This is a genomic window from Pseudonocardia lacus (assembly GCF_018531445.1).
Lineage (GTDB): Bacteria > Actinomycetota > Actinomycetes > Mycobacteriales > Pseudonocardiaceae > Pseudonocardia > Pseudonocardia lacus.
In genome coordinates this window covers 1-21,329 of sequence record NZ_JAHDTH010000147.1, presented here as the reverse complement: position 1 = coordinate 21,329, position 21,329 = coordinate 1, and the positions used below count along the sequence as shown (strand labels likewise).

Sequence of the window (21,329 nt, the reverse complement as noted above, 5' to 3'; positions counted from 1 at the left end):
AGCGCCCCGACCGCTCCCCCGCCCACCGCGGCCGCGCCGGCGAGCAGCAGCCCTCGCCGTCCCAGCACGGGCCGGGGATCGGCGGGCATCAGCCGCCCTGCCCGGTCGGAGCGGTGCCGGACATGCCGGCCATCCCGCCGGAGCCGGCGGCCTCGCCGTGCTCGTAGTTCTCCTCGCCCGCCGTGGTCTGCTTGGCCAGCGCCGAGAAGGCCACCGTGGAGCCGTCGTCGAGGGTCAGCGTGACGTCGACGCCGTCGCCGGGTCGGATCGGGGTGGCCAGGTCCATGACCATGATGTGATCGCCGCCGGGCGCGAGCCGGCGCGGGGTGCCGGGTTCGACGACGAAACCGCCCTCCTTCGGCTGCATCGCCATGCTGCCGTCCTGCTTGGCCAGCACCTCGTGCAGCTCGGTGCGCGGCGACGCGCTGGTCGCCGCGGACACCACGGTCACCGGGGCGTCGCCGGTCGCGGTGAAGGTGCCGAACACCGCGGTCATACCGCCCTCGGCGGCCTTGACCCACGGGTCGGAGACGGTCACCACCGGCTGCGGGGCCGCGGGTGCGGCGGCCGGGGCGGGCGCCGCGGTGACGGGCGCGGATGCGGGCGCGGCGCCGCAGCCGGTCAGTGCGACCGCGAGGAGCAGCGCGCCGCACGCGCGGACGGTCGTGGAACGAACGGATCGGGACATGTCGGATCCTCGGGGTGTCGAGTGGGGACCCGTCGGACCGCGCCCGCGCCAGGCGGGGCGTCCGAGCGGGATGTCGGGCGTGCGGCAGCGCCCCACCCACCACCGTGGATCGGTCAGGCGCGCGCCACGGCGGACGCGCGCGGCGGACCGCGTCTGCTGACGTCGTGCAGCCCGACCACCCACCGGGCCAGACCGGCGGTCGCCACGGCGACCACCGGCGGGGCCGCGGACCCCACCCGGGGCCGGAACGGCGCGATCGCCGCGACCGGCACCAGCAGCCTGAGCGCCCAGCCGGCCATCCGGTCGCCGTGGCTGAGCAGGAACCCCAGCACCACGGCCGCGAGGCCGTGCGCGGCGAACATCGCCGGCGTCGGCGCCCCCACGAGGTGTCCGCCGTGCGCCATGTGCTGGGCGTGGTCGGCGTACCCGGCGTGGGCCGGCTCGACGGCCGAGAAGACGACGTGCAGCAGCGCCTGCGCCGCGGCCAGCCCGGCCGCCGTGGTGGCCGTGCCGCGGCGACGGCGGGCCATGGTCGTCGCGCCCGCCTCGACGAGCGCCGCGAGACCCACCACGAGGGGCAGCGCCGGCGGCGAGCCGCCCGCGGTGACATGCGCGCCCACCGCGAGCCCGACCGCGGCGACCGCGAACGCGACCGACCGCAGCCGCCGCACGGCCCCCGCGCTCACGCTCCGCAGCCTAGACCGGCGCCCCGGACACCCCACGAGGCGGACGCCCCCGGCGGCTCACTTGACCGCGATGATGTCGGTCAGCCGGATGTCCGGCGCACCGGCCAGCAGGTCCGGCCCGACCTGCCCCAGCGCGGCCGGGATCTGCCCGCCCAGGTGGGCCTGCCGGCCGTCCTCGCCCTCGAACGTGTCGAAGATGCCGAACGTCGACTCACCCAGCCGGAACGCGTACCAGGTCACCGTGCCGCCCTCGGCGACCGCGAGCTCCCGCCCCGCGCGCAGGAACTCCGCCAGCTCCCGCTCCCGCCCCGGCTTGGCCTCCAGCAGCGCCAGCAGTCCCCTGTCGACAGTCATCGCGACGTCCTTCCCGTTGATCGAATCCGACCGGATCGACGCTAGGCAGCCGCACCCCCGCCGCGTCACGGCGGATCCGCCTACTTCAGTACCGTTCCCGACATGCGGGTGGCGGTCCTGACGGTCGACGGCATGTTCGACTCGGGCTTGAGCGCGGTGCTCGACGTCCTCACGGCCGCCTCGGCGCTGCGCGAGGACACGCCCGGCGCACCACCGCCGTTCGAGGTGACCGTCGTCGGACTGACCGGCACCACCCGCACCGGGCACGGGATGCAGCTGTCGACGACCGCCCTGGCCGACCTCGACGCCCCGCCCGACCTCGTCATCAGCCCCGCCGTCGGGCTGCGCACGCCCGCCGAGGTCGTCGACACCGTCCGCGCCCACCCCGCCCTGGACTGGCTGTGCGCGCAGGCCGAGCGGGGCGCCGCCATGGCCGCGGCGTGCAGCGGCACGTTCTTCCTCGGCGAAGCCGGCCTGCTCGACGGCCGCCGGGCCACCACCAGCTGGTGGCTCGGCCCCGCCTTCCGGGCCCGCTACCCCGGCGTCGACCTCGACGAGCGGCTGACCATCGCCGAGCACGGCAACACCACCACCGCCGGTGCCGCGTTCGCCCACATCGACCTCGCCCTCGCCATCGTCGCCCGCCACAGCCACGACCTCGCCGAACGCGTCGCCCGCCACCTCCTCATCGGCGACCGCCCCTCCCAGGCCTGCTTCGCCATCCCGGCCCAGCTGGCCACGGCCGACCCCACCGTCAAGGCCTTCGAGAACTGGGTGCGCGAGCACCTCGACGAACCCCTGCAGATCCACGACGTCGCCGCCCGGATCGGCGTCAGCGAGCGCGCACTGCAACGCAGCACGGCCACGGTGCTGGGGATGTCGCCGATCGAACTCCTGCACGAGATCCGCCTCGACCACGCCGTGCACCTGCTGCGCACCACCCGCCGCAGCCCCGAGTCCGTGGCCCTCGCCGTCGGCTACCGCAACGTCAGCACGCTGCGCGCGCTCGTGCGGAAGCGGCGGGGATCGACGCTGGCCGAACTGACCCGCGGGTACCGCCCGGCGGTACGCCCGGAGCCGTAGGCGAACCGAACCACGTCGCAGGGTTTCTGCACCCGGCGCAGGCCCCGGGGAGTCTGCAACGGGTAGGCAAAGTCTGCAACGTCGGTTGTCGGGCCCTTTCTCGGGCGCCACGCACGGTGCTCACGAACGGCGACGACCCCGCCGCGCCACACGACGGGGTCCTCGCCCGAGCATCAGCCGTTGCCTGCGATGTTCACCATCCAGTCGACCCCGAACCGGTCGGTGCACATCCCGAACGAGTCGCCCCAGGGGGCCTTCTCCAGCGGCACGGTGACCGTGCCACCGGAGCTCAGCTTCTCCCAGTAGCCGCGCAGCTCGGCCTCGTCGTCGCCGCTCAGCGAGACGGTGCCGTTGGCGCCGAGCGGCATCGCGGCCGGCACGTCGGCGGCCATCAGCGTCATCCCGGTGCGGGTGACGAGCTGGGAGTGCATCACCTTGTCCTGCTCGGACTCGTCCATGCCCATGCCGCCGACCTCGGCGAACGTGCTGAGCGTGAGCTCGCCGCCGAACACCGAGGCGTAGAAGTCCATCACCTCCCGGGTCCCCTCGCGGAAGTTCAGGTAAGGGTTCAGCGTGGTGGCCATGGCGGTTCCTCCGGTGTGGGGCGCGGCGCGCTCGGGGCCGGCATGGTAGCGGCGGCGAGCATTCCCCCACTACGCCACCCGGACCATCGCGCTGCGCCCTTGATCGGTACGACCGCGGGTGGTCAGACGGCGGCGGCCTCGCTGTCGCGGGTCAGCTCGAACCCCTGGTAGCCGGCGTCGGCGACCTCGCCCAGCTTCGTGCGGTAGGCGCCGTGACCGGCCATGTAGAACATCACCGCGTTGCGCTTGCCGGGGATGTTCGCGCCGAAGATCCACGAGTCGGCCTGCGGGAACAGCGTGGCGTTCGCGATCTCCTCGCACGTGGCCGTCCAGCCGGCCTCGGCCTCGCTGGTCGGCTCGATGGTGCGCACACCGGTCCGCTCGGCCTCCGCGATCAGCCCGCCGATCCAGTCGACCTGGGCCTCGATGCTCGGCGGCAGGTTGGTGAACGGCCCGTTCGGGCCCAGGATCATGAACATGTTCGGGAACCCGACCTTGGACACCCCGAGGTAGCTGGTGGGGCCGTCGGTCCAGTGCTCGTCGATGTGCCGGCCGCCGCGCCCGCGCAGGTCCATCGACCGGTAGTTGCCGTCGACGGCGTCGAAGCCCGTGGCCAGGACCAGCACGTCCAGCTCGTGCTCGACCCCGTCGGCGGTGCGCACACCGGCCGGGGTGACCGCCTCGATCGGGTTCTCCTTGATGGAGACCAACTCGACGTTGTCGCGGTTGTAGGTCTCGTAGTAGCCCTCGTTGCACAGCGGGCGCTTGGCGTAGAGGTCGGTCGGGGTGAGCTTGCGGGCGGTCTCCGGGTCCTCGACGATCTCGGCGATCTTCGACCGGATGAAGGCCGCGGCGGCCGCGTTCGCCTCCGGGTTGGTGGCGATGTCGTTGAACGTGCCGAACATGAACCGGAACCCGTTGCCCTTGTCCCAGTTCTCCTGGAACACCCGGCGGCGCTCGTCCTCCGAGACGCTCATCGCCTCGACGCCGCTCTCCTCGAACCCGAACGCGACGACCGAGCCGCGGACCTGGTCCCAGATCGCGGGGAACTCCGCCTTGGTGCGCTCGACCTCGGCCTTGTCGACCGGGCGGTTGCCCGAGGGCACGCTGTACTGCGGCGAGCGCTGGAACACCGTCAGGTGCCCGGCCGTCTTCGCCGCGGCCACGATGAACTGGCAGCCGGTGGAGCCGGTGCCGATCACGCCGACCCGCTTGCCGGTGATGTCCAGGTCGTCGGGCCAGGCGTTGGTGTGCACGGCGCGACCGGCGAAGCTGTCCAGGCCGGGGATGTCGGGGATGTTCGTCTTCGCCAGCAGGCCGAGCGCGTTGACCAGGTAGCGGCAGGTGAGGGCCTCGCCGGTGGCGAGGGTGACCCGCCACAGGTCGGTGTCCTCGTCGAAGGCGGCCCCGGTGACCTCGGTGTTCAGCCGGATGTCGCGGGCCAGGTCGAAGCGCTCGACGACGTGCTCCAGGTAGGCCAGCACGTCGGGCTGGTCCAGGTAGCGGGTGGACCAGTCGTAGTCCTGCAGCAGGCCCTCGTCGAAGGAGTAGCGGTAGACGAAGCCCTCGGTGTCGGACTTGGCGCCGGGGTACTTGTTGAAGTACCAGGTGCCGCCGACCCCGCCGCCCTTCTCGAAGGCCGTCACGGTCAGGCCGAGCTCGTTGCGCAGCTTGTGCAGCATGTAGATGCCGCCGAAACCGGCGCCGACGACGATCGCGTCGACGTCCGCGGTGCGGGTGGTGCCCATGGGTGCTCCTGCGGTGTGTCGGGTGGTCGCTGGGTGTCGGCGCTCAGCCGCGGTACCACGCGGCGATCGCGGCGATCTCCGCGTCGGCCTCGTGCGCGTTCCCGGCCAGGAACGGGTAGACGTGCTGCATGCCGTCGGCGATCGTCAGGGTCACGTCCACGCCGGCCGCCTCGGCCCGCTCGGCGATGCGGGTGGCGTTGTCGACCAGGGTCTCGGCCGAGCCCGCGTTGAGGTAGAGCCGCGGGTACCCGGCGAAGTCGGCGTAGAGGGGGTTGGCCAGCGGCGTCCTCGGGTCGACCCGCCCGTCGCCCAGCACACCGGCGATCATGCCCTCCAGCAGGGCCTCGGTGACCAGGGCGTCGGTGTCGGCGTTGGTCTTGAGCGACTCGCCGGCGTTCTCCATGTCCACCCACGGCGAGAACGCGATCACCCGGCCGGGCTGCGGCAGGCCCTGCTCGCGCAGCGCCAGCGGGACGGCGATGGCCAGGTTGCCGCCCGCGGAGTCGCCGATGCTGGTGATGTCGGCGGGCGCGATGCCGCGCTCGGTCAGCGCCCGGAAGACCGCGACGCCGTCCTCGACCTGGGCCGGGTGCGGGTGCTCCGGGGCGCGGCGGTAGTCGAGCACGAACGCTGTGACGCCCAGCCCCTTGGCCACGTGCGCCGCCAGCTTGCGGTGGCTGGCCGCCGAGCCGACCGCGAAGCCGCCGCCGTGCAGGTAGAGCAGCACCTTCGAGGTGTCCGCGCCGATCGGCAGCGTCCAGATGCCGGGGACGCCGCCGACGGTCTCCTCCCGGTAGGTGACGTCCTCGGGCTCGCGGGTGGCCTGGTGCCACTCGTCGAAGATGCTGCGGAACAGCCGGGTGGTCAGCTCGGGCGTGGTCGCGATGATCTCCGACCAGTCGGCGTAGAGGGCGCGCAGCGCGTCGGATTCGACCGAGGTCCCCTTCGGACGGGCCGGTGGTGCTGTCGTCATTCCGCTTCCTCCTCGAACTCGTCCCCTGTGACGTGCGGCTCACTGTGGTCGGCGAGCGGGGCCCGCGGTTGTTCCGTTTCGGAACACGGCGACGGGCGGTGACGGCGCTGTCACCCGCCGACTCCTGGCGGTCGCGGCGCACGTCATGCACCCTGGACGGGCGGCTGGCGGCGCTGCCCGGCGTGCACGGCGGTGCGGCGTCGCCCGGGACGACCACGGGGCGACGATGCGTCGAGACGAAGCTCGGTACGTGCCGGCGCTGAGCACTGCCCAGCGCGAGCTCATCCGGCGCAGCCGGGAGGCGCTGGTCGAGGGCGGGCTGCTGGCCGAGCCGCCGGGTCGCGCCGGCGTGCCCCAGCACATCGAGCGCAGCTGGCGGCGCTGCGTCAGCGAGGACGTCCCCGTCGCGCCCGACCTCATCGCCTACCGCGAGCCCGACGACGTCCAGCCGCTGCTGCGCCGCGCGGCCGAGCCGGTGCTCGGCCGGCTCGCCGACAGCTTCGCCGACGTCCCGGTCGCCATGGTGCTCTCCGACGCGACCGGGCGGATCGTCATGCGCCACGTCGCGGTGCGCCGCCAGCGCGACATCATGGACCGGGCCAGCGCCGCGGAGGGCTTCGACTACTCCGAGCCCTCGATCGGCACGAACGGCATCGGCACGGTGCTGGTCGAGCGCCGCCCGGTGCTGGTCCGCGGCCCGGAGCACTACAACACCCGGCTGGAGGGCCTGACCTGCGCCGGCACCCCGATCTTCGCTCCCGGCACCGGGCGGATGGTCGGGTCGTTCTCGCTCGCCTGCTCGATGCGCGACGTGCACCCGCTGATGACGGTGATGGCCGGCGACATCGGCCGCCAGATCGAGGCGCGGATGCTGGAGGAGGCCGGGGCCCGCCACCGCGACCTCGTGCGCGCCTACCTGTCCGCCGACCGCGCCGGTGGCGCGGCGCTCGTCGTGGACGAGGACACCGTCCTGGCCAACCGCCTCGGGCTCGTGCACACCGGGCCCGAGCTGCACCCGCTGCTGTGGCGGTTCCTCAGCGAGCACGGGCCGCGGCAGGCGCGGCGGATGCGGGTGCCGCTGGCCGACGGCCCGCACGACGCCCTGGTCGAGCCGATCGACGACGGCGGCCGGGGCGCCTACAGCGTGCGGCTGCTGCCGGGCCGCCGCCCGGACGCCCCGGTGGCCGAGCGCGCGTCCGGCGGCGTCGTGCCGGTCGCGTCGCGCGCCCCGCTGCATTTCCTCGACGACGTCGACCGCGAGCTCGAGGCGGTCGTGCGGCACCGCGAGCTGGTGGCGGTGACCGGGCCGGGTGGCAGCGGCAAGCTCCGGGCCGCGCTGCGCACGCTGCACCGCATGGGCGCACCCGACCCGCTGATCGTCGAACCGCACCTGGAGCCCGACTGGTTCGGCGCCGCCCGCGCCGCCACGGCGGCCGGGCGCGGGCTCGTCGTCCGCCGGGTCCACGCCGCCCCGGCACCCTCGGTCGCGCAGGTGCAGGCCCTGGCCGCGGCGGGCGCCCCGCTGGCGCTCACCGCCGACCTCGCCGCGGCCGACGAGGCCGTCGTCGCGATGGTGCGCCAGGTCGCCACCACGGTCCGGCTGCCCGCGCTGGCGCAGTGCCGCGAGCACCTGCCCGCACTCGTCCGCGCGCTGCTGGCGGAGCTGCCGACCCCCGCGTCGGCCACCCGGTTCTCCTCGCCCACCTGGGAGCGGTTCACCGCGTGGCACTGGCCCGGCAACGTCGCCGAACTGCGCACGACGGTGGTCGCGCTGGCCCGGCGGGCCGGTGGCGGTGTCGTCGAGCCCGACGACCTGCCCGAGGAACTGCGCGCCGCCCCCCGCCGCCCCCTGGGACTGATGGAATCCGCGGAGCGCGAGGCGGTGGCCGAGGCGCTGCGCGCCGCGGGCGGCAACCGCAGCCGCGCGGCGCAGGCGCTCGGCATCGGCCGCAACACCCTCTACCGCAAGATGCGCGAGTTCGGCATCGGCTGACCGCGCCTTCCCGACGCCGGAGCCCGGGGGTCGTCGACGGCCGCGGGAATCGCCCGGTCCGGCCTTTCCCGGCGCCAATCGGCCGGCTGGGCCGGCGCAGTACCGGCGCGGCGGGCGCGCGCGGAAATGGGGCGCGGCGCCGATGCCCGGAACTGCGCCCCGGCGGCTGCCCGGAACGCTAGGAGCGGGCCTCGTAGGCCTTCAGGATGTCGGCGGCGATCCGGCCGCGGTCGGAGACCTCGAACCCGTTCGCCCGCGCCCATTCGCGCACGGCGGCGCCGTGCTCGCGGTCGGCGGACGACGACCGGCGCGGCGTTCCCGATGCCGTGGACCGCGCGGTGCGCGACCCGGAACCACCGGCGCGACGCGCGGACGAGACGAACGCGGCGAGGCTCTCCCGCAGCCGGGTGGCGTTGTCCTCGGACAGGTCGATCTCGTACTGGCGGCCCTCCAGCGCGAATCGGACGGTTTCGACGGCCTCCGAACCGTCGATGTCGTCGACGAGCCGGGTTTCGACCTTCTGTGCCACAGTTCACTCCTTCGGTGCGGATTCGCGGTGTTCACCCGGACTCGTGGCCCGGGCGTTCCTATTCCGTTGTGGAGGTTGTACCACAGGGCCGCCGATCTTTGTCAAACAATGACGGAACCCGAGGGGTTGGGCCGACACTTCCCGGCGCCGAGCGGTTCGCGTTCGGATCAGCTGATTCGGGCGGCCGGGCCCGTCGCCCCCACCGGATCGGCCCGGAACAGGACCGGAGCGCACACGGGAAAAGCCACGTCGAGGACGGTTTCCGTCCCCGACGTGGCTTTCCGTCGTAGTGCGCGCGGACCGCGCGGCTAGCTCCTGGCCAGCGTCCGCGCCTCGACCCGGATCCAACTGCCGTCCGCGTCCACCTTGTCGGCGCTGTCGTCGTCGAGCCAGACGCCGTCGGAGGCGAGGTAGCGGAAGCGGTGCTCACCCGGCGGGAGGACCACCGACACGGTGCGTGTCCCGTTGCGGCGGTGGACCAGCTCGTGGCGCCCGGGCTCCCACGAGTTGAAGTCGCCCACGACGCTCACCACCCCGGCGGGCTCGCGGGCGGGCAGGCTGAACGTCACACGGTTCTTGCCACCGAACAAGGGAGCGCGGCTGAGCATCAATCCTCCTGAGAAACCGACCCGGCGAACCCTAGGGACGGCGTCGCCCGCGGGACGCAAACGACACACGTACGGCCAGGTGAACCTCCCGGGCCGGTGGTCGGGCAGTGGGTGAGCAGTGGGTGAGCAGTGGGCGAGCAGCCGGTCGGGCGAAGGCGGCGTCGACGGGCTCGCGGAACGCGGACGGTGACCTGCCCGGCACCGGCGGGTGAACTCCCGCACGTCCCGGGACCACCCGGGACACCTGCCGTTAACCTGTGCGAAGAGATCGCTGTGCCCCGGATGGCGCCCCCTGGCCGCACCCTGCCTCGATCCGGCTGACGACACAGCGCGTTCACCCCGGAAGGTGAGACATGCGCTCGCGCGCTGACCGCTGCCGTCGCTGTGCCCGCACCACCCCGACCGCGGCGGGTGCCCCGTGACGCTCGCGCTCACCCGCACCCCCGCGGCGCTCTACCCCGTCGCGCCCGCGCCGCCCCGCCGCACGCTGCTCGACGTGCTCGCCGAGACGGCCGCGCAGCACCCCCACGAGGCCGCGATCGACGCCGGCGGCGCCGTGCTCACCTACCGCGGGCTCAGCGCCGAGGTCGACGCCGTCCGCCGGCGCCTGGCCGACGCCGGGGTCGGGGTCGGCGACCGCGTCGGCGTCCGGATCTCCTCCGGCACCGCCGAGCTGTACGTGGCGATCCTGGGCGTGCTGGCCGCGGGCGCCGCGTACGTCCCGGTCGACGCCGACGACCCCGAGGAGCGCGCCGAGCTCGTGTTCGGCGAGGCCGGGGTGTGCGCGGTGCTCGGCGACGACGGGTCGATGGCGACGCGCAGCGCGCCGATCGGCGTCCCCGGCGCGCCCGGCCCCGGCGACGACGCGTGGATCATCTTCACCTCCGGCTCGACCGGCACCCCGAAGGGCGTCGCGGTCGGCCACGGCTCGGCCGCGGCGTTCGTCGACGCGGAGGCCCGGCTGTTCCTGGCCGACGAGCCGATCGGGCCCGGCGACCGCGTGCTCGCCGGGCTGTCGGTCGCCTTCGACGCCTCCTGCGAGGAGATGTGGCTGGCCTGGCGGCACGGCGCCTGCCTGGTGCCGGCGCCCCGCGCGCTGGTGCGCACCGGGGTCGACCTCGGGCCGTGGCTGGAGGCGCAGCGGATCACGATCGTCTCCACCGTCCCGACGCTGGCCGCGCTGTGGCCCGCGGAGGCGCTGGAGGACGTCCGCCTGCTGATCTTCGGCGGGGAGGCGTGCCCGCCCGAGCTCGCCGCCCGCGTGGCCGTCGAGGGCCGCGAGGTGTGGAACACCTACGGCCCGACCGAGGCCACCGTCGTCGCCTGCGCCGCGCAGCTCACCGGCGAGGGGCCGGTGCGGATCGGGCTGCCGCTCGACGGCTGGGCGCTCGCCGTCGTCGACGGCGCCGGCGAGCCGGTCGTGATGGGCCAGAGCGGCGAGCTGGTGATCGGCGGCGTGGGGCTGGCCCGCTACCTCGACACCGACAAGGACGCGGCCAAGTTCGCAGCGCTGCCGTCGCTGGGCTGGCAGCGCGCCTACCGCAGCGGCGACGTCGTCCGCGCCGAGGAGGACGGGCTGCTGTTCCTCGGGCGTGCCGACGAGCAGGTCAAGCTGGGCGGGCGGCGGATCGAGCTGGGCGAGGTCGACGCCGCGCTGCTCGCGCTGCCCGGCGTGCGCGGCGCGGCGGCGGCCGTGCGCCGCACCCGGGCCGGCAACCAGGTCCTGGTGGGCTACGTGGTCGCGGACGAGCTGGACACCGAGGCCGCGGCGCTCGCGCTGCGCGAGCGGCTGCCCGCGGCGCTGGTGCCGCTGCTGGCGGTGGTCGACGACCTGCCCACGCGCACGTCGGGCAAGGTCGACCGCGACGCGCTGCCCTGGCCGCTGCCGGCGACCGGCGGGGCCGACGCCGTTGCCGCCGGCCTGCTGACGCCCACCGAGGGCTGGCTGGCCGAGGGCTGGGCGGAGATCCTCGGCGTCGCCGTCACCGACCCGAAGGCCGACTTCTTCACCCACGGCGGCGGCAGCCTCACCGCGGCGCAACTGGTGGCCCGCATCCGCACCCGGCACCCGCGGGTGTCGGTCAACGACGTCTACCAGCACCCGAAGCTGGGCGCGCTCGCGGCGCGGCTGGACGCGCTGAGCGCCACCCGGACCGAGCGCCGCTACGTCGAGCCGACCCCGCCGCGCGCGGCGGTCGCGCAGGCGCTGCTGATGGCGCCGATCCTGGCGCTGGTCGGCCTGCGCTGGGCCGGTGCCGCCGCGGCGCTGTCCACGGTCGCCGCGCTCGGACTGCCCTGGATGCCGGCCGTGCCGTGGTGGTGGCTCGCGCTCGGCTGGCTGGTGCTGTTCAGCCCGGCCGGGCGGATCGGGATCGCCGCGGGCGGCGCCCGGCTGCTGCTGCGCGGCGTGCGCCCCGGCCGCCACCCGCGCGGCGGGTCGGTGCACGTGCGGCTGTGGGCGGCCACCCGGCTGGCCGAGCTGTCCGGGGCGACCGGCGTCTCGGCCGCGTCCTGGACCACCCGCTACGCCCGCCTGCTCGGCGCGAAGATCGGCAAGGACGTCGACCTGCACTCCGCTCCCCCGGTGACCGGCATGCTCAAGGTCGGTCGCGGCGCCGCCGTGGAGCCGGAGGTCGACCTGGCCGGCTACTGGGTCGACGGCGACGTCGTGCACCTCGGCAAGATCCGGATCGGGGCCGGGGCCACCGTCGGCTCGCGCAGCACGCTGATGCCGGGCACGCGGATCGGCAAGGGCGCCGAGATCGCCGCCGGCTCGACGGTGCTCGGCGCCGTCCCGGCCGGCCAGCGCTGGGCGGGCTCACCTGCCCGGCGGACCGGCAAGCGCGGCGTGCGCCGGCCGGCGACGCGCCCGCCGCACTCGCACTCCTGGGCCCTGGTCTACGGGGTCACCTCGGTGCTGCTCGGGCTGCTGCCCGCGGTGGCCGCGCTGCCGGCGCTGCTGGTCGTCGCGGTCGGCGTCACCGGGGCCACGTCGATCGCCGGGGCCGCGGCCGGGGCGCTGGTCGTGGTCGCGCCCGCGACCCTGGTCTACCTGGTGGCGTACGCGGCGCTCGTGGTGGCCGGGGTGCGCCTGCTCGGGATCGGCATGGTCGAGGGCTTCCACCCGGTGCACAGCCGCGTCGGCTGGCAGGTCTGGACCACCGAGCGGCTGATGGGCATGGCCCGCACCGGGCTGTTCCCGCTGTACTCCAGCCAGTTCACGGCCGCGTGGCTGCGGCTGCTCGGGGCGAAGGTCGGCCGCGACGTCGAGGCGTCCACGGTGATCGCGCTGCCGAAGATGACGACCGTCGCGGACGGCGCGTTCCTCGCCGACGACACCATGGTCGGCACCTACGAGCTGTCCGGCGGCTGGCTGCACGTGGCGCCCTCGCGCGTGGGCAAGCAGGCCTTCCTGGGCAACTCGGGGATGACGGCGCCGGGGCGGTCGGTGCCCAACCGCGGGCTCGTCGGCGTGCTCTCCGCGACCCCGCGCAAGGCGAAGAAGGGCTCGTCGTGGCTGGGCCTGCCGCCGATGCCGCTGCGCCGCGCGGTCGAGCGGGGCGACACCAGCCGCACGTTCCACCCGCCGCGCCGGCTGCGGATCGCCCGCGGGCTGGTCGAGCTGTGCCGGGTGGTTCCGGTCATGTGCTCGGCCGCGCTCGCCGTGCTGGTGCTGGCCGGCGTGGTGGCCGTCCACTCCGCGGCCGGGCCCGTCGCGGCGGCGCTGCTGGCCGGCCCGCTGCTGCTCGCCGCGGGCCTCACCGCCGCCGGCCTGACGTCGGTGCTGAAGTGGCTGCTCGTGGGCCGCTTCCGGGCCGTGGAGCACCCGCTGTGGAGCTCGTTCGTCTGGCGCAACGAGCTGGCCGACACGTTCGTCGAGGTGCTGGCGGTGCCCTGGCTGGTCGGGCCGGCCAGCGGCACCCCGGTGCTCACGGCCTGGCTGGAGACGATGGGCGCGAGCATCGGGCGCGGCGTGTGGCTGGAGACCTACTGGCTGCCCGAGACCGACCTCGTGCACCTCGGCGACGGCGCCACCGTCAACCGCGGCTGCGTCGTGCAGACCCACCTGTTCCATGATCGGATCATGAGCATGGACGCGGTGCGCATCGACGAGGGCGCCACGCTCGGCCCCAACGGGATCATCCTGCCGGGCGCGAGCATCGGCGCGGCGACGACCGTGGGGCCGGGGTCGCTGGTCACCCGGGGCGACACCGTCCCGCCGGCGACCCGCTGGCGCGGCAACCCGATCACGACGTGGGACTGAGCCGGGCCCGGCCGAGGACCGGCGCGACCCGGTCGGACGACCCGTACCTGCCCGCGCACGGCAACGGTGGGTACCGGGTCGAGCACTACGAGTTGGACGTCGACTACAAGCCCGCGGCCAACCGGCTCACCGGGCGGGCGGTGCTCACCGCCGTCGCCGACGCGCCGCTGAGCCGGTTCAGCCTCGACCTCGCGGGGTTCCGCGTGCCGAAGGTCCTCGTCGACGGCAGGCCGGCCAGGTTCACGCGCTCGTCCTCGACGCGCGGCGGCCACAAGCTGCACGTCACCCCGGCCCGACCGGTCGAGGGCCGGTTCGACGTCGAGGTCCGCTACACGGGCAACCCGGCGCCGATCCCCAGCCGGTGGGGCGACGTCGGCTGGGACGAGCTCACCGACGGCGCGCTCGTCGCCAGCCAGCCCGTCGGTGCACCGTCCTGGTTCCCGTGCAACGACCACCCGTCGGACAAGGCCAGCTACCGCATCACCGTCACCACCGCGGCGGCGTACACGGTCGCCGCGACCGGCGTGCTCACCGCGCGCCGTCGTTCGGCCGGGACCAGGACGTGGGTGTTCGACCGGCGGGAGCCCACCTCGACGTACCTGGTCAGCGTGCAGATCGGGCGCTACGACGAGGTCGTGCTGGGCACCGACCCGGTGCCGCAGGTGGCCCACGTGCCGGCCCGGCTGCGCCGCACGGCCGCCCGCGACCTCGGCCGCCACCAGGAGATCATGGCGGCGCTGCGCGGCTTCTTCGGGCCCTACCCGTTCGCCGACTACCAGCTCGTCGTCACCGACGACGAGCTGGAGGACCCGATCGAGGCCCAGGGCATGTCGATCTTCGGGGCGAACCACCTCGACGGGCGGCGCACCCACGAGCGCCTCGTCGTGCACGAGCTGGCGCACCAGTGGTTCGGCAACAGCCTCACGATCGCCGACTGGAGCCACATCTGGCTCAACGAGGGCTTCGCGACCTACGCGGAGTGGCTGTGGTCGGAGGCCTCCGGCGGCCGCGCCGCGGCGGCGCACGCCCGCGACTGGCACGCGCGCCTCGCGGCCAGGCCCGCCGACCTCGTCCTCGCCGACCCGGGGCCGGCGCGGATGTTCGACGAGCGGGTCTACAAGCGCGGCGCCCTCGCGCTGCACGCGCTGCGCGTCCGGATCGGCGACGACCGCTTCTTCGCCCTGCTCACGGCGTGGACCGCCGGGCACCGGCACTCGACGGTGAGCACCCCGCAGTTCGTCGAGCTGGCCGGGCGGCACGCCGCCACCGACCTCTCGGCGTTCTTCGACGCGTGGCTGCACCGGCGCCCGCTGCCCCCGCTCGGCGCGGCGGGCCGCTGAGTCCGGCCGCGCGACGGCGACCGAACGGATCCATCCCGCTACGGCAGAGGGCCCCTTGTGCTTCGACCCCCACCGACACGGGTCACCGCGCCACTACGCTGGTGGACCATTGATCTGATCACCGGGGGGAACCGTGTTCAGCGTCATCCTCATCCTGCTGTGCGCGGTGACCGCCATCGCGCTGTTCATCACCGGACGCCGCCGCCGCGACGGCGCGTACCGGCTCGCGGCCGCCGGGGCGGGGACGGTCGCCCTCGCGATCGCCGGCTTCACCTCGACCTACACCCAGGACGTCGGCGAGGCCGTCGTGCTGCGCAGCGTCACCGGCGAGCTGGCCGGGCAGACCACCGAGGCCGGGCTGCACTTCAAGGCGCCCTGGGTGGAGACGATCACCTACGACACCCGCAACAACACGATCTCCTACATCGGCACCGGCGAGTCCAACCACTCCGGCGGCTCCGCGCAGGGCCCGCAGATCACCTTCCAGGACCGGGAGGGCGTCACCGGGAACCTCGACATCGTCGTGCGCTACTCGATCGTCCCGGACGCCGTCTCCGACCTCTACAGCGAGTTCCGCACCCAGGAGGACTTCGTCGACCGGGTGCTGGCCAACGACGTGCGCTCGCTGTCGCGCGACGTCCCGGCCGGCTACGGCACCCTGGAGGTGTTCACCCAGCGACCGGCCATCGCCACCGCCATCCGCGAGGCGCTCGGCGACCGCTGGCGCCAGCAGGGCGTGACCGTCGAGGAGATCTCGCTGCAGGAGATCCGCTACTCCGACGACGTCAAGACCCGCTTCGACGAGGCGCAGGCCGCCCGCATCGCCGTCGAGAAGGCCCGTGCCGAGCAGGAGTCGGCGCGCGTCGCCGCCGAGACGCGGATCATCACCGCCGGTGGCGAGGCCGACGCGAACCGGATCCTGTCCGAGTCGCTGACCGAGCAGGTGCTGCGCCAGCGCTACATCGAGGCGCTCGGCAAGGGCGGCACGATCTACGTCGTGCCCGGCGGCAGCGACCCGCTGGTGCAGATCCCGCCGGCCGGCTGACCACCGACGCCGCCGTCCGTCCGGACGCCCCGCGGAATCTTGATCGACCGCACGACCGGGCGGGGGTAAAGTCACGGTTCGCCGCGCCGGTCCCGGACCCGACGGCGGCGGCAGGCAGGCTCCCGAGGCAGGCCGCCACGGCTGTCACCGACCGCTTCCAGGCCCCGCCTGGACGCCGACCCGAGGGCGGCACGGTGCGCGTAGGAATCCTCGATCTGCTCGGCCCCCCGGCACGACGGCCGGTGGACCTCGGCTACCAGATGCTGATCACCAAGCAGTACGCCAGCATCACGCCGCAGGCCATCTCGGTGTGGTGTCGGCGCAAGGGCCACGACACGCATTACGCGACCTACTACGGCGTGGGCAAGCCGCACCGCATGCTGCCCATGGACCTCGACGTCGTGTTCATCTCCTGCTACACCCAGGTCAGCCACATCGCCTACGCGGTGGCCAAGCTCTACCGCGCCGCCGGCGTGCGCACGGTCATCGGCGGCCCGCACGCCAGGGCGTTCCCCGTCGACTGCCTGCGGTTCTTCGACCTGGTCGTGCGCGAGTGCGACCCCGAGCTGATCGAGGACATCGTCACCGGCCGGCACGACCCGGGCGCCGTCGTCTCCTCCGCCAAGCCGTTCGACGACGTGCCGACCGTCGAGGAGCGGATGCCCGAGATCCGGGCCTCGGCGTTCTTCCTGGGGCGCAAGCGGCTGCCGCTGACGGCGGTGCCGATGCTGGCCAGCACGGGCTGCCCGTACGCGTGCAACTTCTGCATCGACTGGAACAGCACCTACCGCCAACTGCCGGCCGAGCGGCTCAAGGTCGACCTCGACTACCTCTCCGACCACCTGCCCGGCACGCTCGTCGTGTTCCACGACGCGAACTTCGCGGTGCGCTTCGAGGAGGTCTTCGAGACGCTCGAGGCGCAGCCGCCCGGGCGGCGCCCGCCCTACATCATCGAGAGCTCGCTGACGGTCCTGCGCGGCGAGCGCCCGCGCCGGCTGAAGGACACGAACTGCGCCATGGTCGCGCCGGGCGTGGAGTCCTGGACCGACTACTCGAACAAGGCGGGCGTGGGGCGCACCAGCGGGACGGCGAAGGTCGACCGGGTCGCCGAGCACTTCGCCCAGCTCGCCGAGAACGTGCCCTACCTGCAGGCCAACTTCATGTTCGGGCTGGACACCGACGAGGGCGACGAGCCCGTCGAGCTCACCAAGCGGTTCATGGACAAGGCGCCGTTCGCGTTCCCGACGATCAACATCCCGGTGCCCTTCGGCGGCACCCCGCTGCACGACCAGCTCGCCGCCGACGGCCGGGTCCTCACCGCCATGCCGTTCAGCTTCTACTACGCGCCCTACCTGGTGACCACGATCAAGAACTACGACCCGGTGTCCTACTACCGCAAGCTGATCGAGCTGTACGCGCACGCCGCGTCGCCGCAGATGCTGCGCCGCAGGCTGGCGACCACGACCCACCGGCCCATCGCCTACGTCCACCGGGCGCGCACGGCGAGCTTCCGCGCCGACGTCCGCAGCTTTGAGGGCATCGTGCGGATGCTGCGCTCCGACCCGGAGTTCCTGGCGTTCCACGAAGGGCGCAGCACCGCGCTGCCGGGGTACTACCGCCGGCTCGAGGAGCGGATGCTGGGCCGCTACGCCGAGCTGCTGTCCCCGGCCGAGCGGACGCCGGACCTGTCCCCCGCCGACACCCCGCCGCATTCGCTGACGATCGTCGAGCCGTAGCGGCGCTCGCCGACACCGCGCACACGTCGTGTGCGCGGCCTTCGTCGTGCGCGCGCCAGCTGCTATTTGACACTGTTATCTGACAGTGTCATCGTTCGGGCATGACGAGCGACGGGTGGACGATCGGTGAGCTGGCGGCGCGGGTCGCCGCCGCGCTCGGCGACGGATACCCGGGCGCCCCGGACAGCCGGGTCCGCGCCGTGCCCGACGCCAGGGCGATCCGGTGGTACGCGACGATCGGGCTGGTCGACCGGCCGTCGGCCATGCGCGGGCGGACCGCCCTCTACGGCACGCGCCACCTGCTGCAGCTCGTCGCCGTCAAGCGCCGGCAGGCGCAGGGCCGCAGCATCGCCGAGATCCAGCGGGAGCTGGCCGGGGCCGGTGACGCCGCGCTTCGGGAGATCGCCGAGCTGCCCGACGATCTCCCGACCACCGGAGATGCCGACGCACCGGTGGTCGAGCCGACCGCTCGCCCGGCCCGGTTCTGGACCGCGAGGCCGGCCGCGGCCGCACCGGGGCCGGAGCCGGAGCCGCCCGCGCTGCTCACCGGCGTACCGCTGGGCGGCGGAGCGGTGCTGCTGCTGCCGGCGGCGCCCGACCCCGACGACCTGCACGCCATCACCGCGACCGCCGGGCCGCTGCTCGACCTGTTGTCCGCACGAGGCCTGCTGAGGAGCGCGCCATGACCGCTGTCCCCCCGTTGACCGACGACGAGCTCGCCCGCGACCGGGACGGCGGGCGCGAACCCGGGCTGGGTGCGCTGCGCACCGAACGCGGCAACCTGCCCCTCGACCGCCTCGACGTGCGCGCCGACATCACCGGGCTGGTCAGCCGGATCGAGCTGACCCAGGACTTCGTCAACGTGCACGACCAGACCCTCGAAGCGACCTACGTGTTCCCGCTGCCGGACCGGGCGGCCGTCAGCGGCATGCGGATGGTCGCCGGCGACCGGGTCGTCGAGGCGCGGCTGCAGGAGCGCGGGGCCGCGCGGGAGAAGTACGACCGCGCCGTCGCGGCCGGGCAGCGCGCCTCGATCGCGGAGCAGGAGCGATCCGACGTGTTCACCATGCGGGTCGGCAACATCCTGCCGGGCGAGCGGGTGAGCGTCACGCTCACCCTCGCCGGTCCGCTGGCCGTGGAGGACGGCGCGGCGACGTTCCGGTTCCCGCTGGTCGTCGCCCCCCGCTACATCCCCGGTGCGCCGCTGGCCGGGCCCGGTGTCGGCGACGGCCACGGCGTCGACACCGACGCGGTGCCCGACGCGTCCCGGATCACCCCGCCGGTGCTGCTGCCGGGCTTCCCGAACCCGGTGCGACTGGGCATCGACGTCGGCATCGACCCCGCCGGCCCGCCGCCGGTCGCGGTCCGCTCCAGCCTGCACACCGTGGTCGAGTCCGACGGGCGGTACCGGGTGCGCCCCGGCGAGCGGGCCGACCGCGACTTCGTGCTGCGCCTGACCCACGGCGACCGACCCGACGCCCCGGCCGCCTCCCTCGTCACGGTCCCCGACTCCGACTCCGACTCCGACTCCGACGAGGGGACGTTCCGGATGACCGTGCTGCCGCCGACGGGGACCGGGCGCCCCCGCCCGCGCGACGTCGTCCTGCTGCTCGACCGCTCCGGCAGCATGCAGGGCTGGAAGATGGTCGCCGCCCGGCGGGCCGCGGCCCGCATCGTCGACACCCTCGGCGACGCCGACCGGTTCGCCGTGCTGGCGTTCGACCACGAGGTGGCCGGCGTCGACACCCTGCCGGCCGGCCTCGTCGCGGCCACCGACCGGCACCGCTTCCGGGCCGTCGAGCACCTGGCCGGGATGCGGGCCCGCGGGGGCACCGAGCTGCTGCGCCCGCTGCGCCAGGGGCTCGGCCTGCTGGTGCCCGCCGACGACGGGCGCGACCGGGTCCTCGTGCTGGTCACCGACGGGCAGGTCGGCAACGAGGACCAGATCCTGCGCGAGGCCGGCGCGGAGCTGGCGGCGGTCCGGGTGCACACCGTGGGCGTGGACCGCGCGGTCAACGCCGGGTTCCTCGGCCGACTCGCCGCGGCCGGCGGCGGCCGGTGCGAGCTGGTCGAGAGCGAGGACCGCCTCGACGAGGCGATGGACAACATCCACCGACGGATCGGGGCACCCCTGGTCACCGCCGTCTCGCTCGCCGATGCCGGATCGTCGCTGGTGGCGGGCTCGCTGGTACCCGCGCGCCTGCCCGACCTCTTCCCCGGCGTGCCGTACGTGCTCACCGGCCGCTACCGGGGCGCCGCACCAGCCCGGTTGGCGCTGCGCGGCAGCACCCGCGACGGTCGCGAGTGGACGGTCGCCGCCGACGCGGCGCCCAGCGGCAACGCCGCGCTCACCGCGATCTGGGCCGCCGCGCACCTGCGCGACCAGGAGGACCGCTACGCCTCGTCGCCCTCGGGCGAGCTGACCGCGCTGGAACGCGAGATCGTGGCCACCTCACTGCGGTTCGGCGTGCTGTCCCGGTTCACCGCCTACCTCGCCGTGGACAGCCGGGTCGTCGCCGACGGCGGACCCGGCCACCGCATCGTCCAGCCGGTCGAGCCGGCCTCCGGGTGGGACATGCTCGCCGCCGCACCGGTGGCCGCCGCCCCGATGATGGCCGGCCACGCCCCACCCCCCGCCCCCGCCCCGGTTCACACGATGGCGAAGCGGAACGCCGCACCTCGGCGGCTCGCCGCGCCCGGCGCGCCGCCGCACTTCTCCCCCGGACCGCCCGAACCCGCCGCACCCGTCGACGGGCCGGACGTCCTGGCCCGCCGGGAGGCCCAACGCCTGCGCGACCTCGCCGAACGCCCCGAGTACGAGCGCCGCGAGGCACTGGAGGACCTGGGCAGCCGACTGGCCGCGGTCGCGCAGGACGGGCCGCTGCGGGAGCTCGCCGAAGCGCTGCGACCGGACGCGATGCGCGGGCGCGGGTTGGAGGAGCTGTGGGCGCACGTGCTGCGCGTCCTGGACGCGGTGGCCGGCAAGCCGGCCGAGACGCCGGCAGAGCCCAGCGCCCGCACGTCGTTCTGGCGCCGGTCCTGATCGGCCCCGGTCCCGCCCGTCAGCGGGCCTGATCGTCGTGGCAAGGATCCGCCCACCTCGCAGCTCCGGTCGCGTCCTCGCAGCTCCGGGCACGTCCTCGCAGCTCCGGGCATGTCCTCGCAGCTCCGGGCACGTCCTCGCAGCTCCGGGCACGTCCTCCCAGCCCGCCGGCGCGCTGCGACACCCCACCCCGCCCTGCGAGACCCACCCCACGCTGCGCGGCCCACTGCACGCTGCGCGCCCGCCCCGGCGCGTCCTCGCAAACCCAGCTGCGCCGCGCAGCGCCCGGTGCGTGCTCGCAGCCCGCCGGCGCGCTGCGACACTCCACCCCGCGCTGCGAGACCCACCCCGCGCTGTGAGACCCACCGCGCCGCGTTCTCGCAGACCCAGCTGCGCCACGCAGTACCCGGTGGGTCCTCGCAGCCCGCCGGCGCGCTGCGAGCGCTCACCTGGGGCTGCGAGGACTCGCTACCTCTGCGAGGAGAGGGCCGGCGGCTCCCGTTGGGGCGCCCGGCAAGAAACGGCTAGCTGTACTGACCGGAGACGTTGGTCGAGATCATGTGACGACACGATCTAACTGATCTTGATATGGCGAGGACCTCCCGCTGTGGTGTGGAGCTGTCTGACGGCACCCACACACAACCCCAGGAGGTCC

General features: G+C 74.5%; 16 protein-coding genes. 8 read left to right on the top strand and 8 right to left on the bottom strand.

The features are described 5' to 3' along the window. Nucleotides 1-88: 88 nt before the first annotated feature. The 3 genes from KIK08_RS26550 to KIK08_RS26540 form a co-directional block, all read right to left on the bottom strand. Complete coding sequence (locus KIK08_RS26550) at nt 89-688, bottom strand: copper chaperone PCu(A)C (protein WP_214405985.1); 600 nt, start codon at nt 686-688, stop codon at nt 89-91. A gap of 113 nt (nt 689-801) precedes the next feature. Next, a complete protein-coding gene (locus tag KIK08_RS26545) occupies nt 802-1,374 on the bottom strand; it encodes a hypothetical protein (RefSeq protein WP_214405984.1) in 573 nt (190 codons plus the stop codon). Between the two features lie 57 nt (nt 1,375-1,431). Beyond that, nucleotides 1,432-1,728, bottom strand: coding sequence for a putative quinol monooxygenase (locus tag KIK08_RS26540; RefSeq protein WP_214405983.1), 297 nt, complete (start codon nt 1,726-1,728; stop codon nt 1,432-1,434). A 102-nt stretch (nt 1,729-1,830) separates the two neighbouring features. Between KIK08_RS26540 and KIK08_RS26535 the strand changes: the two genes are divergently transcribed. Further along, nucleotides 1,831-2,811, top strand: a complete 981-nt coding sequence (locus tag KIK08_RS26535) for a GlxA family transcriptional regulator (protein WP_214405982.1) — start codon at nt 1,831-1,833, stop codon at nt 2,809-2,811. 173 nt (nt 2,812-2,984) lie between these two features. Here KIK08_RS26535 and KIK08_RS26530 read toward each other — a convergent pair whose 3' ends face one another. The 3 genes from KIK08_RS26530 to KIK08_RS26520 all read right to left on the bottom strand — a co-directional run bounded on the left by KIK08_RS26530 (nt 2,985) and on the right by KIK08_RS26520 (nt 6,116). Further along, complete coding sequence (locus KIK08_RS26530) at nt 2,985-3,395, bottom strand: VOC family protein (protein WP_214405981.1); 411 nt, start codon at nt 3,393-3,395, stop codon at nt 2,985-2,987. Nucleotides 3,396-3,517: 122 nt separating this feature from the next. Further along, entirely contained in the window at nt 3,518-5,143 is a 1,626-nt protein-coding gene (locus tag KIK08_RS26525; protein ID WP_214405980.1) for a flavin-containing monooxygenase, read from the bottom strand. Between the two features lie 43 nt (nt 5,144-5,186). Beyond that, nucleotides 5,187-6,116, bottom strand: coding sequence for an alpha/beta hydrolase (locus KIK08_RS26520; RefSeq protein ID WP_214405979.1), 930 nt, complete (start codon nt 6,114-6,116; stop codon nt 5,187-5,189). 250 nt (nt 6,117-6,366) lie between these two features. Here KIK08_RS26520 and KIK08_RS26515 point away from each other — a divergent pair, with 250 nt between their 5' ends. Beyond that, nucleotides 6,367-8,109 (top strand): sigma-54-dependent Fis family transcriptional regulator, encoded by a 1,743-nt coding sequence (locus KIK08_RS26515; RefSeq protein ID WP_308257913.1) that lies wholly within the window; start codon nt 6,367-6,369, stop codon nt 8,107-8,109. 178 nt (nt 8,110-8,287) lie between these two features. Here the strand turns inward: KIK08_RS26515 and KIK08_RS26510 are convergent, their stop codons facing one another. Both KIK08_RS26510 and KIK08_RS26505 read right to left on the bottom strand, forming a co-directional pair. Beyond that, nucleotides 8,288-8,638, bottom strand: a complete 351-nt coding sequence (locus tag KIK08_RS26510; protein ID WP_214405977.1) for a histone-like nucleoid-structuring protein Lsr2 — start codon at nt 8,636-8,638, stop codon at nt 8,288-8,290. 308 nt (nt 8,639-8,946) lie between these two features. Beyond that, nucleotides 8,947-9,246, bottom strand: coding sequence for an isoamylase early set domain-containing protein (locus KIK08_RS26505; RefSeq protein ID WP_214405976.1), 300 nt, complete (start codon nt 9,244-9,246; stop codon nt 8,947-8,949). Between the two features lie 418 nt (nt 9,247-9,664). Here KIK08_RS26505 and KIK08_RS26500 point away from each other — a divergent pair, with 418 nt between their 5' ends. The 6 genes from KIK08_RS26500 to KIK08_RS26475 all read left to right on the top strand — a co-directional run bounded on the left by KIK08_RS26500 (nt 9,665) and on the right by KIK08_RS26475 (nt 20,674). Then, nucleotides 9,665-13,510, top strand: a complete 3,846-nt coding sequence (locus KIK08_RS26500; RefSeq protein ID WP_308257912.1) for a Pls/PosA family non-ribosomal peptide synthetase — start codon at nt 9,665-9,667, stop codon at nt 13,508-13,510. Next, on the top strand, nt 13,501-14,850 hold the full coding sequence (locus KIK08_RS26495) for a M1 family metallopeptidase (RefSeq protein WP_214405975.1): 1,350 nt from the start codon (nt 13,501-13,503) through the stop codon (nt 14,848-14,850). Before KIK08_RS26500 ends, KIK08_RS26495 begins: the two co-directional genes overlap by 10 nt. Before the next feature lie 133 nt (nt 14,851-14,983). Next, nucleotides 14,984-15,895 (top strand): prohibitin family protein, encoded by a 912-nt coding sequence (locus tag KIK08_RS26490; RefSeq protein WP_214405974.1) that lies wholly within the window; start codon nt 14,984-14,986, stop codon nt 15,893-15,895. A 242-nt stretch (nt 15,896-16,137) separates the two neighbouring features. Further along, entirely contained in the window at nt 16,138-17,631 is a 1,494-nt protein-coding gene (locus KIK08_RS26485) for a B12-binding domain-containing radical SAM protein (protein WP_308257911.1), read from the top strand. 101 nt (nt 17,632-17,732) lie between these two features. After that, nucleotides 17,733-18,317: a MerR family transcriptional regulator gene (locus KIK08_RS26480; RefSeq protein WP_214405972.1), complete on the top strand. Its 585-nt coding sequence runs from the start codon at nt 17,733-17,735 to the stop codon at nt 18,315-18,317. Then, a complete protein-coding gene (locus KIK08_RS26475) occupies nt 18,314-20,674 on the top strand; it encodes a VIT domain-containing protein (protein WP_214405971.1) in 2,361 nt (786 codons plus the stop codon). Before KIK08_RS26480 ends, KIK08_RS26475 begins: the two co-directional genes overlap by 4 nt. The last annotated feature ends 655 nt before the right edge of the window (nt 20,675-21,329 follow it).

Bases quoted from the DNA above. Each gene is read 5' to 3' on its own strand.
- KIK08_RS26505 (WP_214405976.1), bottom strand. From the start codon at position 9,246: ATGCTCAGCCGCGCTCCCTTGTTCGGTGGCAAGAACCGTGTGACGTTC.
- KIK08_RS26475 (WP_214405971.1), top strand. From the start codon at position 18,314: ATGACCGCTGTCCCCCCGTTGACCGACGACGAGCTCGCCCGCGACCGG.
- KIK08_RS26520 (WP_214405979.1), bottom strand. From the start codon at position 6,116: ATGACGACAGCACCACCGGCCCGTCCGAAGGGGACCTCGGTCGAATCC.
- KIK08_RS26550 (WP_214405985.1), bottom strand. From the start codon at position 688: ATGTCCCGATCCGTTCGTTCCACGACCGTCCGCGCGTGCGGCGCGCTG.
- KIK08_RS26535 (WP_214405982.1), top strand. From the start codon at position 1,831: ATGCGGGTGGCGGTCCTGACGGTCGACGGCATGTTCGACTCGGGCTTG.
- KIK08_RS26525 (WP_214405980.1), bottom strand. From the start codon at position 5,143: ATGGGCACCACCCGCACCGCGGACGTCGACGCGATCGTCGTCGGCGCC.
- KIK08_RS26540 (WP_214405983.1), bottom strand. From the start codon at position 1,728: ATGACTGTCGACAGGGGACTGCTGGCGCTGCTGGAGGCCAAGCCGGGG.
- KIK08_RS26480 (WP_214405972.1), top strand. From the start codon at position 17,733: ATGACGAGCGACGGGTGGACGATCGGTGAGCTGGCGGCGCGGGTCGCC.
- KIK08_RS26530 (WP_214405981.1), bottom strand. From the start codon at position 3,395: ATGGCCACCACGCTGAACCCTTACCTGAACTTCCGCGAGGGGACCCGG.